The organism is Pseudomonas sp. NY15374, assembly GCF_048068255.1.
Taxonomy (GTDB): Bacteria; Pseudomonadota; Gammaproteobacteria; order Pseudomonadales; family Pseudomonadaceae; genus Aquipseudomonas; species Aquipseudomonas machongensis.
Map to the genome: position 1 here is coordinate 161,884 of NZ_JBLUPZ010000002.1, position 15,514 is coordinate 177,397.

The 15,514-nt window shown below is 61.7% G+C and carries 10 protein-coding genes; 6 read left to right on the forward strand and 4 right to left on the reverse strand.

The genetic code is table 11. The annotated features are described in order from the left end of the window. Positions 1 to 75 precede the first annotated feature (75 nt). From fadA to ACNFHO_RS05080, 3 genes are all read right to left on the reverse strand, one after another. The gene (gene fadA / locus ACNFHO_RS05070) at positions 76 to 1,251 is read right to left on the reverse strand and encodes an acetyl-CoA C-acyltransferase FadA (protein WP_416765508.1); all 1,176 of its coding nucleotides are present in this window, start codon (positions 1,249 to 1,251) and stop codon (positions 76 to 78) included. Positions 1,252 to 1,281: 30 nt separating this feature from the next. Further along, positions 1,282 to 3,429, reverse strand: coding sequence for a fatty acid oxidation complex subunit alpha FadB (gene fadB, locus ACNFHO_RS05075; RefSeq protein ID WP_416765509.1), 2,148 nt, complete (start codon positions 3,427 to 3,429; stop codon positions 1,282 to 1,284). A 469-nt stretch (positions 3,430 to 3,898) separates the two neighbouring features. Next, positions 3,899 to 4,336, reverse strand: a complete 438-nt coding sequence (locus ACNFHO_RS05080) for a hypothetical protein (RefSeq protein WP_063545637.1) — start codon at positions 4,334 to 4,336, stop codon at positions 3,899 to 3,901. A gap of 109 nt (positions 4,337 to 4,445) precedes the next feature. Between ACNFHO_RS05080 and ACNFHO_RS05085 the strand changes: the two genes are divergently transcribed. Then, positions 4,446 to 4,886 (forward strand): universal stress protein, encoded by a 441-nt coding sequence (locus tag ACNFHO_RS05085; RefSeq protein ID WP_063545638.1) that lies wholly within the window; start codon positions 4,446 to 4,448, stop codon positions 4,884 to 4,886. Positions 4,887 to 4,946: 60 nt separating this feature from the next. Here ACNFHO_RS05085 and ACNFHO_RS05090 read toward each other — a convergent pair whose 3' ends face one another. Then, complete coding sequence (locus ACNFHO_RS05090) at positions 4,947 to 6,878, reverse strand: ATP-binding cassette domain-containing protein (protein ID WP_054894454.1); 1,932 nt, start codon at positions 6,876 to 6,878, stop codon at positions 4,947 to 4,949. Positions 6,879 to 7,113: 235 nt separating this feature from the next. On the opposite strand from ACNFHO_RS05090, the gene ACNFHO_RS05095 reads away from it, so the two are divergent. The 5 genes from ACNFHO_RS05095 to ACNFHO_RS05115 all read left to right on the forward strand — a co-directional run bounded on the left by ACNFHO_RS05095 (position 7,114) and on the right by ACNFHO_RS05115 (position 15,476). Beyond that, complete coding sequence (locus ACNFHO_RS05095; RefSeq protein WP_063545639.1) at positions 7,114 to 9,042, forward strand: transglycosylase SLT domain-containing protein; 1,929 nt, start codon at positions 7,114 to 7,116, stop codon at positions 9,040 to 9,042. Between the two features lie 113 nt (positions 9,043 to 9,155). Further along, entirely contained in the window at positions 9,156 to 10,886 is a 1,731-nt protein-coding gene (gene dsbD / locus ACNFHO_RS05100; RefSeq protein WP_416765513.1) for a protein-disulfide reductase DsbD, read from the forward strand. Beyond that, positions 10,886 to 11,722, forward strand: a complete 837-nt coding sequence (locus ACNFHO_RS05105; RefSeq protein WP_063545640.1) for a TlpA disulfide reductase family protein — start codon at positions 10,886 to 10,888, stop codon at positions 11,720 to 11,722. Before dsbD ends, ACNFHO_RS05105 begins: the two co-directional genes overlap by 1 nt. A 1-nt stretch (position 11,723) precedes the next feature. Continuing rightward, positions 11,724 to 12,482, forward strand: a complete 759-nt coding sequence (gene dsbG, locus ACNFHO_RS05110) for a thiol:disulfide interchange protein DsbG (RefSeq protein ID WP_416765515.1) — start codon at positions 11,724 to 11,726, stop codon at positions 12,480 to 12,482. Positions 12,483 to 12,593: 111 nt separating this feature from the next. Then, a complete protein-coding gene (locus ACNFHO_RS05115; protein ID WP_416765517.1) occupies positions 12,594 to 15,476 on the forward strand; it encodes an RHS repeat-associated core domain-containing protein in 2,883 nt (960 codons plus the stop codon). The last annotated feature ends 38 nt before the right edge of the window (positions 15,477 to 15,514 follow it).

Consider the following 15,514-nt stretch of genomic DNA (forward strand, 5'->3'; position numbering starts at 1 on the left):
GCTCACCCTCTTGAACAAATCCTGTAAAAAACAAAAACCGGGGCACAAGGCCCCGGCTGCTGTCCTGCGAAGCGATCAGACGCGTTCGAAGACAGTGGTGATACCCTGACCCAGGCCGACACACATGGTCGCAACACCCAGCGTACCGCCATTCTGCTTCATGACGTTGAGCAGAGTGCCGGAAATCCGCGCACCGGAGCAACCGAACGGGTGACCCAGGGCGATGGCGCCGCCGTGCAGGTTAACCTTCTCATCCATCTTGTCGAGCACTTTCAGATCCTTCAGCACTGGCAGGGCCTGTGCGGCGAAGGCTTCGTTGAGCTCGAAGAAATCGATGTCGGCAATGGTCAGACCCGCGCGCTTGAGGGCTTTCTGAGTCGAAGGCACCGGCCCATAACCCATGATCGCCGGATCCACACCGGCTACTGCCATCGAACGAATCACGGCCAATGGCTGGATGCCGAGGTCCATGGCACGCTGGCCGGACATGACGATCATGCACGAGGCACCGTCGGTGATCTGCGACGATGTGCCAGCGGTGACAGTGCCACCCTTGGGGTTGAACGCCGGCTTGAGCGCAGCGAGGCCCTCGAGGGTGGTCTCGGGGCGAATGGTTTCGTCGTAATCAAAGACCTTGAGGAAGCCGTTCTCGTCGTAGCCCTGCATCGGGATGATCTCATCCTTGAACTTGCCCTCGACCGTGGCCTTGTGGGCCAACTGGTGCGAACGCAGGCCGAACAGGTCCTGATGCTCACGGGTGATGCCGTGCATCTTGCCGAGCATCTCCGCAGTCAGGCCCATCATCCCGGAAGCCTTGGCAGCGTGCAAGGACAGGTGTGGGTTCGGGTCGACGCCGTGCATCATGCTGACGTGCCCCATGTGCTCGACACCACCGATCACGAATACATCGCCGTTGCCGGTCATGATCGCCTGGGCAGCGGTGTGCAGCGCGCTCATCGACGAGCCGCACAGGCGGCTGACGGTCTGCGCAGCGGAAGTGTGCGGGATCGGGGTCATCAGCGACGCCATGCGCGCGATGTTCCACCCCTGCTCCAGGGTCTGGTTGACGCAGCCCCAGATCACATCCTCGACCTCTTTCGGATCGACCTTGTCGTTGCGCTCCAGCAGCTTGCTGATCAAGTGCGCCGACATGTCCTCGGCACGGGTGTTGCGGTGCATGCCACCCTTGGAACGGCCCATCGGCGTGCGACCGAAGTCGACAATCACCACGTCTCTTGGATTCAGGCTCATATCAATAATCTCGCTCTAGCTCGTGGCCGTTCAGTTGAAGAAGCGCTGGCCGTTCTTGGCCATCTCACGCAGCTTCGCAGTCGGGTGGTACAGCGGACCCAGATCGGCGTACTTGTCGGCCAGGGCAACGAACTCGGCGACACCGATCGAATCGATGTAGCGCAGCGCACCACCGCGGAAGGGAGGGAAACCGATGCCGTAGACCAGGCCCATGTCCGCCTCGGCTGCAGTTTCGACGATGCCATCTTCCAGGCAACGCACGGTCTCCAGGCACAGCGGCACCATCATCCAGTTGATGATGTCCTCGTCACTGACTTCACGCTGCTCGAAGATCACCGGCTTGAGCACGTCCAGCACGGACGCATCGGCGACTTTCTTCGGCTTGCCGCGCTTGTCGGTCTCGTAGGCATAGAAGCCCTTGCCGTTCTTCTGACCCAGGCGATTGGCTTCGTACAGGGCGTCGACGGCGGAGCGGCGGTCGTCCTTCATGCGGTCCGGGAAGCCTTCTGCCATCACGTCACGCCCATGGTGGCCGGTGTCGATGCCGACCACGTCCATCAAGTAGGCCGGGCCCATCGGCCAGCCGAACTTTTCCATGACCTTGTCGATACGCACGAAATCGACGCCTGCGCTGACCAGCTTGGCGAAGCCACCGAAATACGGGAACAGTACGCGGTTGACCAGGAAGCCCGGGCAGTCGTTGACCACGATCGGATTCTTGCCCATTTTCTTGGCGTAGGCCACGGTGGTGGCGACAGCCACTTCACTGGACTTCTCGCCACGAATGACTTCGACCAGCGGCATCATGTGCACAGGGTTGAAGAAGTGCATGCCAACGAAGTTTTCCGGACGCTTGAGCGCCTTGGCCAGCAAGTTGATCGAAATGGTCGAGGTGTTCGACGCCAGAATCGCATCTTCCTTGACCTGCCCTTCCACCTCGGCCAGCACCGCCTGCTTGACCTTCGGGTTCTCGACCACAGCCTCGACGACGATGTCGACGTTGGCGAAATCGCCATACGACAAGGTCGGGCGAATGGCGTTGAGAGCTTCGGCCATCTTCGCCGGGGTCAAGCGGCCTTTCTCGACGCGCTTGCCCAGCAGCTTGGACGCTTCGTTAAGGCCCAGCTGGATAGCTTCCTCGCGAATATCCTTCATCAGGATCGGCGTGCCCTTGACCGCCGACTGGTAAGCAATACCGCCGCCCATGATGCCGGCGCCGAGTACGGCGGCCTGCTTCACGTCACGAGCGATCTCGTCGTGGGCCTTGGCTTTGCGCTTGAGTTCCTGATCGTTCAGGAACAGGCCGATCAGGCTCTCGGCGACCGAGGTTTTGGCCAACTTGGCAAAACCGGCAGCTTCGACTTCCAAGGCCTTGTCACGGCCAAAGTTGGCGGCCTTCTGGATGGTCTTGATGGCTTCGACCGGGGCCGGGTAGTTCGGGCCGGCTTGACCGGCGACAAAACCCTTGGCGGTTTCGAAGGCCATCATCTGCTCGATGGCATTGAGTTTGAGTTTCTCGAGCTTGGGCTGACGCTTGGCCTTGTAGTCCAGCTCACCGGCGATGGCGCGCTTGATCAGGTCCAGAGCACCGGCCTGCAGCAGTTCAGGCGCGACCACGGCATCGACGGCACCCACTTTCAGGGCGTCTTCGGCGCGGTTTTCCTTGCCCGAGGCGATCCACTCGATGGCATTGTCCGAGCCGATCAGACGCGGCAGGCGAACGGTGCCGCCAAAGCCTGGGTAGATGCCCAGCTTGACTTCCGGCAGGCCGATCTTGGCGCTGCTGGACATGACGCGGTAATCCGCCGCCAGGCACATTTCCAGGCCGCCGCCCAGGGCGATGCCGTTGATGGCCACGACGGTCGGCACCTCGAGGTCTTCGAAGTCGCTGAAGATACGGTTGGCTTCCAGGTTGCCGGCCACCAGCTCGGCCTCGGGCAGCTTGAAATTGTCGACGAATTCGGTGATGTCGGCACCAACGATGAACACGTCCTTGCCGCTGCTGACGATCACACCCTTGATGGAAGCGTCGGCCTTGATGGTATCCACGGCCTGACGCAGCTCGTTCAGGGTAAGGCGGTTGAATTTGTTGACGGACTCACCCTTGAGGTCGAACTTCAGTTCGACGATGCCGCTTTCAAGAGCCTTAACCGTGATGGCTTTACCTTCGTAAATCATCAACTGATCTCCACGATATGGAAGCTGAACTGTACACGCCGATCACTGGCAGGAAGGCCATCTTCAAGCCCTCCCCCAGGCACACCCGTCAGCGCGCTAGTCGGGATTCTGTACGAGCGATGTGAACATACAAACGCTCAATTCATACGCCCGTTTGATTTGGGTACGCACACATTCTCCGAAAAGGTCGGCGTTGTCAAATGCTCGAAAGCACCCGGAAAACGCGACTTTCCAGTCATTTTGTAACACCAGGGGATAAAACATGATGACAGTGATTGTCGATCATTCATGTCGACAATCGACTAACGGGTTGGGGGCTACTTGAGGTTTCAGCCTGCTGATTTTTCGTGCGCACGTTCGAGACAAGGGTCTACACTGCCCTCGAATCGAATGTTTTCCCGGCCTGCCTGGCCAGCTTCACCACTGTGGGATCAGGGTTGCCCTGCTCCCACTTTTTTTTGCGCATGCTTCAGGCGAGGGTTTCGAGGGTGTGGGCAATATCCTGCAATACAGATTTTTCCCCGCGCTCGCTCCAGTACAAGGCGATCATGCGGGTATCGGCCTCCACCTTGTAGACGTTGGCCGGCAACCGCGCAAAACACTCCGCCAGACGCGGCTCCTCGCACGGTTCACGCCATTTGTTCCACCACACTCCCGGGCTGACCTGCCAATAGCACCAGCTATCCTCACGCCCCTTGCGCCGGCCTCGGTGATACTGCGGACACGGGCTTGGGGGCTCGCTTTGCAGCCAGTGCGGCCACTGCTGGGGCGCCAGTTGCATGGCCAGGCCCATGCGTCGCCCCTCCAGGCGCAAACTCATCTGTTCACTCTGCTTGCGCGACGGTCGCAACCAGGCCAACGGGCTGAGAATCAGCGCAAGGATTGACACCACCAGCCATACCGTCATATCTGTAGTTCCCATAAAGCGTTGCAAATGAGCGGGTTAGTCTTTTTCACGCAAGACCTGCCAGAAAGCGACCATACTTTCACTATTGCGATTGTCAGGAGTGCCGCTCATGTCCTACGAACATCTTCTGGTTGCCGTCGACCTGACCGAGGAATGCGACCCGGTGATCAAGCGTGCCATGAAGCTCGCCGAACCCAACGGAGCCAAGGTTTCCCTGGTGCATATCGTCGAGCCGATGGCCATGGCATTTGGTGGCGACGTGCCGATGGACCTGTCGCAACTGCAGCAACAGCAGTTCGACCAGGCCAAGGAACGCATGGATCGCCTGTTCAACAAATATCCAGACATCAATCGCGGCGATTCGCACCTGATCTACGGCCAGCCGCGCCAGGAAATCCACCAACTGGCGAAGGATCAGAAGTGCGACCTGATCGTGGTCGGCAGCCATGGCCGCCATGGTCTGGCGCTGCTATTGGGTTCTACGGCCAATGACGTGCTGCATGGGGCACCGTGCGATGTACTGGCGGTGCGCTTGCAGAAGAAAGAATGATATAGCCCGAGCCGGCCCTATCGCTGCGACTTGTCCCGCGATAGGGCCGGCTCGATCGACTCAACCTTCCAGCTCGGCCCAGCGCTCGACCAGCACATCCAGCTCGGCCTGCAACTTCTCGAGCTTGGCCAGTACGTCCGACGTTTCGCCAATCGGCCGCTGATAGAAGCCAGGCGCGTTCACCTCTTCCTGCAGCACCGCCATCTTCTGCTCCAGCGCATCGATCTGCCCAGGCAGCATCTCCAGCTCACGCTGCAGTTTGTAGCTCAGCTTTTTCTTGCTGCTGTCGGCCACCACAGGCGCCACGGGCTCCGGGGCGACCTCGACCGCAACCTTCTCGACCACGGCACTGTTGAGCTCGGACTTGCCGCCCTTGCTCTCGGTCACGCCCAGCAGTTTCGGCGAGCCCCCCTGGCGGATCCAGTCTTCATAGCCACCCACGTACTCACGCACCTTGCCCTCACCCTCGAACACCAGGGTGCTGGTGACCACGTTGTCGAGGAAGGCCCGGTCGTGGCTGACCATCAGTACCGTGCCCTTGAAGTTGGACAGCACTTCCTCAAGCAGCTCGAGCGTCTCGACGTCCAGGTCGTTGGTCGGCTCGTCCAGCACCAGCAAGTTGGCCGGTTTGCTGAACAGCTTGGCCAGCAACAGACGCGCACGTTCACCACCAGACAGCGCCTTGACCGGCGTGCGTGCACGCTGGGGGCTGAACAGGAAGTCGCCGAGGTAGCTCAGCACGTGGCGATTCTGACCATCGATCTCGATGAAGTCGCGACCTTCGGCGAGGTTGTCGATCACCGTCTTCTCAAGGTCGAGCTGGTGACGCATCTGGTCGAAGTAGGCCACCTCCAGCTTGGTGCCGCGATCGACCTTGCCGGCGGTCGGCTCCAGGTCACCCAGCATGAGCTTGAGCAAGGTGGTCTTGCCGGTGCCGTTGGCGCCGAGCAGGCCGATACGGTCCTGGCGCTGCAGGACCATGGAGAAATCCTTGACCAGCTTCGGCCCCTGAGGGTGCGCGAAGCTGACGTTTTCCAGCACCATCACCTGCTTGCCGGACTTGTCGGCGACCTCGATCTGGATGTTCGCCCTGCCCTGGCGCTCGCGACGCTCGCTGCGCTCCACGCGCAGGGCCTTGAGGGCACGCACACGGCCTTCATTACGGGTACGCCGGGCCTTGATGCCCTGGCGGATCCAGACCTCTTCCTGGGCCAGGCGCTTGTCGAACAGCGCATTGGCGGTTTCCTCGGCGGCCAGCGCAGCCTCCTTGTGCACCAGGAAGCTGGCGTAGTCGCCGTTCCAGTCAATCAGCCCACCGCGGTCCAGCTCGAGGATCCGCGTGGCCAGGTTCTGCAGGAACGAGCGGTCGTGAGTGATGAACAACACGGCGCCGTTGAAGCCGCTCAGGGCCTCTTCGAGCCAGGCGATGGCACCGATGTCCAGGTGGTTGGTCGGTTCGTCGAGCAGCAGCAGGTCAGGCTCGGACACCAGCGCCTGGGCCAGCAGCACGCGACGGCGCCAGCCACCGGACAGCTCGGCGAGGGTCTTGTCGGCCGGCAGTTGCAGGCGGCTCAGGGTGCTCTCCACGACCTGTTGCAGGCGCCAGCCGTCGCGGGCTTCCAGCTCATGCTGGACATGCATCAGCTTGTCCAGGTCGGCATCATTCTGGATGTTCTGGCTCAGGTGGTGATATTCGGCGAGCAGCGCACCGACGCCGTCGAGGCCCTCGGCGACCACATCGAACACGCTGCGATCGTCGGCCACCGGCAATTCCTGCGGAAGCTCACCGATCTTCAGTGCCGGCGCACGCCAGATTTCCCCTTCGTCGGGTTTCTGCTCACCCTTGACCAGGCGCAACATGCTCGACTTGCCGGTGCCGTTACGGCCGATAATGCACACCCGCTCGCCACGGGCGATCTGCCAGGACACCTTGTCCAGCAGCGGCATGGCGCCGAACGCGAGGGACACATCGCTGAATTTGAGCAGGGTCATGATCATCTCCAAAAACCGGGCGCGCATTCTACCTGACTTTCACGCCTACTTCGCCCCTGCGTGACATTCCGGGTGCGATGGCAGCGAGCGCTTGGCGACGCGTGGTCGGTGTTAACGATTCGATACAAGCACAGTGCTTTCATCCATCGCCGGCAAACGGCTAAGCTAAGGAAACTAGATTTCAACAGTGCTGGCTTCGCCGTCACTTTTCATGGTTCAACTGCCCGGACGTATCATGCGCAGCCGCCTGTTCCAATTCGTTTCCTGCCTGGTGCTCACCGCTACGACCGCGAGTGCTGCACAGGCCATCGACATCACCCAGCAGCGCCAGTACTACGACGAGGCCAAGCGTGCCCTCGCCAAAGGCGACAAGGGTCCCTACCTGCGCTATGCCCAAGCGCTCAGCGACTATCCGCTCACACCCTACCTGGCCTACGACGAACTCACCGCGCGGCTGAAGACTGCCAGCAACGAGGAAGTCGAAGGCTTCCTCGCCAAACATGGTGACCTGCCCCAGGCCAACTGGATGAAACTGCGCTGGTTGCGCTGGCAGGCCGAACGCGGCGACTGGAAGACCTTCGCCAAATACTACGACCCGAAGCTGAACTTCACCGAACTGGATTGCCTCAACGGCCAGTACCAGTTGACCAACGGCCTGCGCGCCGAAGGTTTCGCCACTGCCGAAAAACTGTGGAACGTCGGCAAGTCGCAACCTGCGGCCTGCGACACCTTGTTCGGCCTGTGGGCCGCAGAAGGCCAGCTCACCGAGGCCCGCCGCTGGCAGCGAGCCAAACTGGCGGCCGAGGCGCGCAACTACAGCCTGGCCAACAACCTGGTGCAAACGCTCACCACACTCGGCCCGCAAGGCAAGCTGCTGATCGATGTGGCGCAGAAACCCGAGCTGCTCAAGCAGCCTTCGCGCTTCATGCCGGTCAACGAAGCGATGTCCGATGTGGTCAGCCTCGGCCTGCGCCGCCTGGCGCGGCAGGATCCCGAGCAAGCCATGGCCCTGCTCGACGACTACGCCCAGCGCATGCATTTTTCCCGCGACGAGAAGGTCGCCATCGCCCGCGAGATCGGCCTCACGCTCGCACGGCGCTACGATCCGCGTGCCCTCGACCTGATGACCCGCTACGACCCTGAACTGCGCGACAACACCGTCAGCGAATGGCGCATGCGCCTGCTGCTGCGTCTCGGGCGCTGGGAAGAAGCCTACGAACTGAGCCGCCGCCTGCCCCAGGACCTGGCCGACAGCAGCCGCTGGCGCTACTGGCAGGCACGCAGCCTGGAGCTGGCGCAACCCAACAACCCGCAGATCCCGCTGCTCTACAAGAACGTCTCGCGTGAGCGTGACTTCTATGGTTTTCTTGCTGCCGATCGCGCGCAAACACCGTACCAGCTCAACAACAAGCCCCTGGTACTGAGCCAGCAGTTGATCAACAAGGTGCGTAACACCCCCGGCGTGCGCCGCGCCCTGGAGTTCCACGCCCGTGGCCAGATTGTCGAGGGGCGCCGCGAGTGGTACCACGTCAGCCGCCACTTCAACCGTGACGAAATGGTCGCCCAGGCCCGCCTGGCCTACGACCTGCGCTGGTACTTCCCGGCTATCCGCACCATCAGCCAGGCTAAGTACTGGGACGACCTGGACATCCGCTTCCCGATGGCCCACCGCGACACCCTGGTGCGCGAAGCCAAAGTCCGCGGCCTACACTCGAGCTGGGTATTCGCCATCACCCGTCAGGAAAGTGCCTTCATGGACGATGCCCGCTCGCCAGTAGGCGCCAGCGGCCTGATGCAACTGATGCCAGGAACCGCCAAGGAAACCGCGCGCAAGTTCAGCATCCCACTGGCCTCGCCTGCGCAGGTGCTCGATCCGGACAAGAACATCCAGCTCGGCGCCGCCTACCTGAGCCAGGTGCACGGCCAGTTCAACGGCAACCGCGTGCTGGCGTCGGCCGCCTACAACGCAGGCCCCGGTCGCGTACGTCAGTGGCTCAAGGGCGCCAAGCACCTGAGCTTCGATGTATGGGTCGAGTCGATCCCGTTCGATGAGACACGTCAGTATGTGCAGAACGTGCTGTCGTACTCGGTGATCTATGGCCAGAAACTGAACGCACCACAACCGTTGGTGGACTGGCACGAACGCTACTTCGACGACATGTGATCCGGCCCAGGCCCTGTCGGAGCACCGACAGGGCCTCATGTCGGACCGGGTTAACTTTCGGTTAATCAGTCTGCTCCAGCATGGTGCACTCAATGCACTGCCAAGGCGTCGACATGCGTGTTCTCCTGCTCTTCCTGACATTCCTGCTCGCCGGCCCGCTCCAGGCCAATCCCTTCGCTCCCAAGTCGGATTTCCTGCCGGTGAGTCAGGCTTTCGTCCTGAGCCAGGACCGCTTGCCTTCCGGGCAGATGCGCCTGTATTTCCAGATCAAGGATGGCTACTACCTCTACCAGAAGCGCCTGAAGTTCGACGGCATTCCCGTCGATCAGCAACCGCAACTGCCTGCGGCTCTCAACCATCATGACGAGTTCTTCGGCGACAGCGCCGTCTATCGCACCGAACTCGAGTTGCTGCTGCCCGCCAATACCACTGGCGAACTGCGACTGGGCTGGCAGGGCTGCGCCGATGCCGGGCTGTGCTATCCACCGCAAACCACCGTGATCGACCTGGGCGGCCAGCCGGCTTCTGCTGCGCCAGCGGCACCGGATGGCGGGCAAGCCAGCGACCAGGCCCTGGCCAGCGGCCTTCAGCACAGCAGCCTGGCCTGGAGCCTGCTGGCGTTCTTCGGCCTGGGTCTGCTGCTGGCCTTCACCCCCTGCTCGCTACCGATGCTGCCCATCCTCGCCGGGTTGGTCATGGGCAATGGTGCCAGTGCACGACGTGGCTGGATTCTGGCCGGCGTCTACGTTCTGAGCATGGCCTTGGTGTACGCCGCACTGGGTGTGGTCGCCGCGCTGCTCGGCGCCAGCCTGCAGGCCTGGCTACAGCAACCTTGGCTGCTGGGCAGCCTGGCCGGCCTGTTCGTGATCCTCGCCCTGCCGATGTTCGGGGCCTTCGAACTGCAACTGCCCGCCGCCGTGCGTGACCGCCTCGATCGTGCAAGCCAGGGAACGCGTGGCGGCAACCTGTATGGCGCAGCGTTGCTTGGCGCGCTCTCGGGCCTGCTGATGGGGCCGTGCATGACCGCGCCACTGGCCGGTGCGCTGCTCTATATCGCCCAGAGCGGCGATGTGGTTCAGGGTGCGCTGGTGCTGTTCAGCCTGGGGCTGGGCATGGGCGTACCACTGCTGTTGCTGGTCACCCTGGGCAACCGCTACCTGCCACGCCCTGGAGCCTGGATGAACCTGGTCAAGGGCGTGTTCGGCTTCGTCTTCCTGGCAATGGCGCTGTACACCCTGCGCAGCCTGCTGCCAGAACCACTGCTGCTGGCACTGGTCGGCGCCTGGCTGATTGCCCTGGCCTGGGCTGCATGGCCTGCCCTGCAGCGTCTGCCGGCGCTGCGAGCCCTGCCGTTGCTGGGTGCGCTCTGGGGTGGCCTGTTGCTGGTCGGCGCTGCCGCGGGTGGCAGCGATCTGTGGCAACCGCTGCAGCCATTCACCGGTGGTGGCGCCGCGCCGATGAGCAGCGCCCATGACCAGCGGGTCATCACCATCGACAACCCGCAGGACCTGCAGCGCGAACTGGATGCCGCCAAAGCGCGCAACCAATGGGTGTTAGTCGACTACTACGCCGACTGGTGCGTATCGTGCAAAGTGATGGAGAAACAGGTATTTGCCCGCAGCGACGTGCAGGCCAGCCTCGACGGCGTGCAATTGCTGCGCCTGGATGTCACTGCCGACACCCCCGCCAGCCGCGCATTGCTGCAGCGCTACCAGGTTCCAGGCCCGCCCAGCCTGATCTGGATCGGCCCGGAAGGTGACGAGCGCCGTGCCCGACGCATCACCGGCGAAATCGACGCGGCAGCGTTCCTGCAACACTGGGCCCAGACCAGGAGTCAAGGTTGATGCTGACGGTAACCCTAGGGCCATTGACCATGGCCCTGAACCACCTGCTGCTGCTCAGCGCACTCGGCATCGCCTGCCTGGTCGGCTGGTGGGTGGCCCGCCGTGGCGGCGAAAGCCCCGAGTCGGCACTGTTCAATCTGTTTCTGGTCGGAGTCCTCAGCGCCCGTGCGGGCTTCGTCCTGGAGTACTGGGCGATGTACCGCGACGAACCACTGCAGATCATCGACATTCGCGATGGCGGCTTCCAACTCTGGAGCGGCCTGGCGGGCATCGTCGCTGCTGCCTTGTGGCAAGGTCGACGCCGTCCGGGCCTGCGCCGGCCACTGGGCTGGGCACTGTTCAGCGGCGCACTGTTCTGGGGACTGGCAAGCCTGGGCAGCCACCTGTACAGCAAAGGCACCGAACTGCCCGATCTGAGCCTGCGCAACGCCAGCGGCGAGTCGGTGGCCCTGCACAGCTACCGCGGCACACCCCTGGTCATCAACATCTGGGCCACCTGGTGCCCACCGTGCCGACGGGAGATGCCCGTGCTGCAGCAGGCCCAGAGCGACTACCCCGACGTGACCTTCCTGTTCGTCAACCAAGGCGAAACACCCGAAAGCGTCAGTACCTTCCTTGCCACGACCGGCCTGAGCCTGAACCACGTGCTGTTCGACGGCAGTGGGCAACTGGCGCAACGGGTCGGCTCCATGGCCCTGCCCACCACTTTGTTCTACAACGCCGAGGGCCGCCTGGTCGGCAGCCATCTCGGCGAGCTATCCCGCGCCAGCCTGCACAACGCCCTGGAACCTTTGAAGCGGGCCGTGGCGCCCGCCCCCGCCGTACAAGGAAAATGACATGCGACTGACTGCTCTCCTCCCCCTCTCCCTGGCCCTGCTCGTCGCGCCCCTGGCGCAGGCCGAGCCCTGGCCGAAGGCGATTCAGCAGATGGAGGCCAAGGGCGCGGTGATCAAGGGCACGTTCGACGCGCCCAATGGCCTGCGCGGCTATGCCGCCGAGTACCATAGCAACGGCATCGCCCTGTATTTGACTCCCGACGGCAAGCACGTACTGGTTGGCAGCCTGTTCGATGAACAAGGCCAGGACCTGAGCGCCGAGCCATTGGACAAGCTGGTCTACACACCGATGAGCAAGGAAATTTGGGCAAAGATGGAAAAGACCGCCTGGATCCAGGACGGCAAGGCCGATGCGCCACGCATCGTCTACCTGTTCAGCGACCCTAACTGCCCGTACTGCAACATGTTCTGGCAACAGGCGCGGCCTTGGGTCGACTCGGGCAAGGTGCAATTGCGCCATATCATGGTCGGCATCATCCGTCCGGACAGCCCGGGCAAGTCCGCCGCGCTGTTGTCGGCAAAAGACCCTGCCAAGGCACTGCAAGACCACGAAAGCGCTGGCAAAGCCAGCACGCTCAAGGCACTGGACACCATTCCCGAACCCACACAGAAGCAACTCGCAGCCAACCAGGCGTTGATGGAAGAAATGGGGCTGGGCGCAACGCCTGCGATCTTCTACCAGGATGAACAGGGACAACTGCAAAGCCAACAAGGCGCGCCACGCCCGGAAATGCTCGGCAAGATTCTGGGCAAGCGCTGACCTGATAAATCTGTCAGGTGCGAGACCGACGCAGTCTCCCTAGACTCCTCTTATCGCACCCTCGCGGCCACGCGATCGGTGCGCAGGATGCGATGAGAAGAGGGATCGCCGATGCCTGCCACCAAGGCTGCACGCTACCATGCCGAAACACCGGACGTGACGGTGCTGTCCGGTGCAGCAGGCGCTATGGTGACGCTGCGCCTGCTGCGCTCCCCGCAGGATGGAGCAGACATACCCGCAGCAAAACTGCTGCGTAACCGCATCCATGCAGATGCACTGACCCGCACCGTCCGCCAGTTCGGTGCCCGAGCATTGCAGGTATCGGCAGGCGCAACGACGCTGGCCGATGCCACGACGGTCGCCAGCCTCGGCGGCCGGCAGTTGAAGCTGCACACCACCGACGGCGATACCTCGCTGTCGCTTGATGATGCCACTGGTCGACCGCTGTGGACCTGCAACGCCCAGGGCACCCACCACACGCACACCTATGAAACCCCAGAACAAGGCGGGCGCAAAAGCGCGGTTTTCGAGCAACCGGCCGCCGGCATCGCACGTATGCGCGAGCGCCTGGTGTATGCACCAGCCACTGCTGCCGACCGCCAGCGCAACCTGGCAGGTGCCACGCTCAAGCATTTCGACAACGCAGGCCTGACCCACACAGCCTTGCTATCGCTGACCAGCAAACCTCTCGAAACCCGGCAACAGTTGTTGCAGCCTCACGCCGAACAACCCGATTGGGCTGGCAGCAGTGAGGGTGATCTGGAAGAGAACATACTGATCACCGTTAACCGATACAACGCAGTGGGCGATGTGCTGGTACGCACCAACGCAGCCGGGGTCACGAGCTCTAAGACACTGGACGTCAGTGGCGCAGTACGCCAGATACATTTGCGCCAGGGTGCCAAGGAGGCCGTGGCGCTCGCGGCAGTCACGCGCAGGGCCGATGGCATGGTCACGGCGCAGACGTCTGGCAATGGCGTGGTCGACCTCTATGGCTACTCGCCCACCAGTCAGCGCCTGATTCAACATCGTACGCAGCGCCCAATTGACCATGCGCTGGGCTATCTGCTGATCAGCGACCTGCACTATGGCTACGATCCCGCAGGCAACATCCTCGCCCTCGATGACCAAGGTGCCGACCCTCAGTGGCATGACAACCAACAGTCCGACGGCCTGCGCGAATACGCCTACGACACCCTCTACCGCCTGGTCGAGGCCAGCGGGCGCGAGCGCAGCCCGGTCGGTGCCTACTGGTCGCCCTCCTTCGGAACGTCCGACCGCCAGGGCGGCATGGTCTGGACACCTTACAGCGAACGCTACGAATACGACGACGGTGACAACCTGATCACCTTGAGTCACAACGGTGGTGCCGGCAAGCGCACACAGCACCTGTGTGTGTCGACCCAAAGCAACCGCGCAATGCCCGAGGGCCACGGGCTGACACCAGACAACGGCTTCCTGCCTGGCGGCCTGCAGAAACAACTGGTCGATGGCCGGGCACTGGCTTGGTTGGCCGATCACCAGCTGGGTCAGGTGTCGCTGATCAAACGCACCAACGGAGCGGCGGATGATATCGAGCAGTACCGCTACGCCAATGGCGGCACCCGCCGTCGCAAAATCAGTACGGTGCGCATGGCCAACGCAATCCAGACCACCCTGACGACCTACCTCGATGACTGCGAAGTACGCCTGCGCACGCTCGAAGGCCAGCCCCAGGCGCTCAAGCACGTCGTGATCAGCGAAGTCGAGGAGACGCGTTGGATTGAAAATCGCCTGAGTACCGAGGTTCACCTGCGCTATGGGTTTAGCGACCATCTGGGCAGCAGTGCGGGAGAAACGGACGAGGTGGGAAACATCGTCTCGCGTGAGGAATACGCCCCCTATGGCGAAACAGTTGGCCTGGATGAGCAAGCAGCGGAAGTCGGCGGATTAACCCAACGTACGTCGCGTCATGCCGGCAAGGAGCTCGATGCCAGCGGTCTTTACTACTACGGCTGGCGATACTATCAGACGGGGTTGGGCCGATGGCTGAGTGCCGATCCCGGTAGGCTTATTGATGGCCCGAATCTGTATCGGACGAATAGAAATAATCCTCTGCGCTTTCGTGACGCTACGGGGATGTCTCCAGCAGAGACCGTTATGACTATAGCCATAGAAATATTTGCCATCTGGCTGCTTCTGCTGAACATAGCGACGCTTATTACGAACAACCAACCCCTCTACTACCAGGTGAAAGATGCAGAGAGAAACGGAACATCACTGACAGCTCCCTTATGGAAGCACTGGAGAGAACCGGGTGGCCGCCTCCATGCTGCATCCAGCGGACTCAGGGTGCTTAACATCCTTAATGCGATTACTTTAATGTTCTTGGGCTGGCTCTCCCCCGATGATTCCTCCGCGCGATATTTAACCATGTTTGGCGCCATCACATCGGTCGGAACCCAAAATCTTGCACAATATCGGGTGTTTATGAAACAACGTACAGCTGAACAAATTCGCCGTGCTCAGTTGGAATCTGAAGAGGCTCCCCCGTTCAGAAATGATGCTCAATCACCCGATAATCAAAACTCCGCGGGCGGCGAAAACTTTGTTCACCAATACGCCCCTAGCAGACCACACTCTCCCAGACTTGGGGAACAGCGCCCGGATACGCACGACGCTATAGAGAGGGTCGCCTTGCCCGCTCCATCGGCACATACCAACGCAGGAGAGGACTTCTCTGCACCGCAGCACCTCGCCATCAATATTGACGACCCAGATACAAATGATACTCAACAAGTACCGACGCTAGCTCGCACGCACAGCACATCGAGCGAAGAGAATACTCTCAACCTGGAGACACTGTTTCCTGACACCTCCGACGATGATTCAAACTCCAGCCGGCGCTCAAGCCTATCAAGTAACTCTTCGACGCTGTCAAGTAACTCTTCGACGGTAAGAAAAAACATGGGCGAACCCAAACGTAGAAAGAGCATCAACAAAGTACCGCGTTAAATACAGCACGACACCAGCGCGGCTTGCCCGCGCTGGTG

Excerpts from the sequence above, each read along its gene's own strand:
- fadA (WP_416765508.1), bottom strand. The coding sequence starts at position 1,251 with ATGAGCCTGAATCCAAGAGACGTGGTGATTGTCGACTTCGGTCGCACG.
- ACNFHO_RS05085 (WP_063545638.1), top strand. The coding sequence starts at position 4,446 with ATGTCCTACGAACATCTTCTGGTTGCCGTCGACCTGACCGAGGAATGC.
- dsbG (WP_416765515.1), top strand. The coding sequence starts at position 11,724 with ATGCGACTGACTGCTCTCCTCCCCCTCTCCCTGGCCCTGCTCGTCGCG.
- fadB (WP_416765509.1), bottom strand. The coding sequence starts at position 3,429 with ATGATTTACGAAGGTAAAGCCATCACGGTTAAGGCTCTTGAAAGCGGC.
- ACNFHO_RS05095 (WP_063545639.1), top strand. The coding sequence starts at position 7,114 with ATGCGCAGCCGCCTGTTCCAATTCGTTTCCTGCCTGGTGCTCACCGCT.
- dsbD (WP_416765513.1), top strand. The coding sequence starts at position 9,156 with ATGCGTGTTCTCCTGCTCTTCCTGACATTCCTGCTCGCCGGCCCGCTC.
- ACNFHO_RS05090 (WP_054894454.1), bottom strand. The coding sequence starts at position 6,878 with ATGACCCTGCTCAAATTCAGCGATGTGTCCCTCGCGTTCGGCGCCATG.
- ACNFHO_RS05080 (WP_063545637.1), bottom strand. The coding sequence starts at position 4,336 with ATGACGGTATGGCTGGTGGTGTCAATCCTTGCGCTGATTCTCAGCCCG.
- ACNFHO_RS05115 (WP_416765517.1), top strand. The coding sequence starts at position 12,594 with ATGCCTGCCACCAAGGCTGCACGCTACCATGCCGAAACACCGGACGTG.
- ACNFHO_RS05105 (WP_063545640.1), top strand. The coding sequence starts at position 10,886 with ATGCTGACGGTAACCCTAGGGCCATTGACCATGGCCCTGAACCACCTG.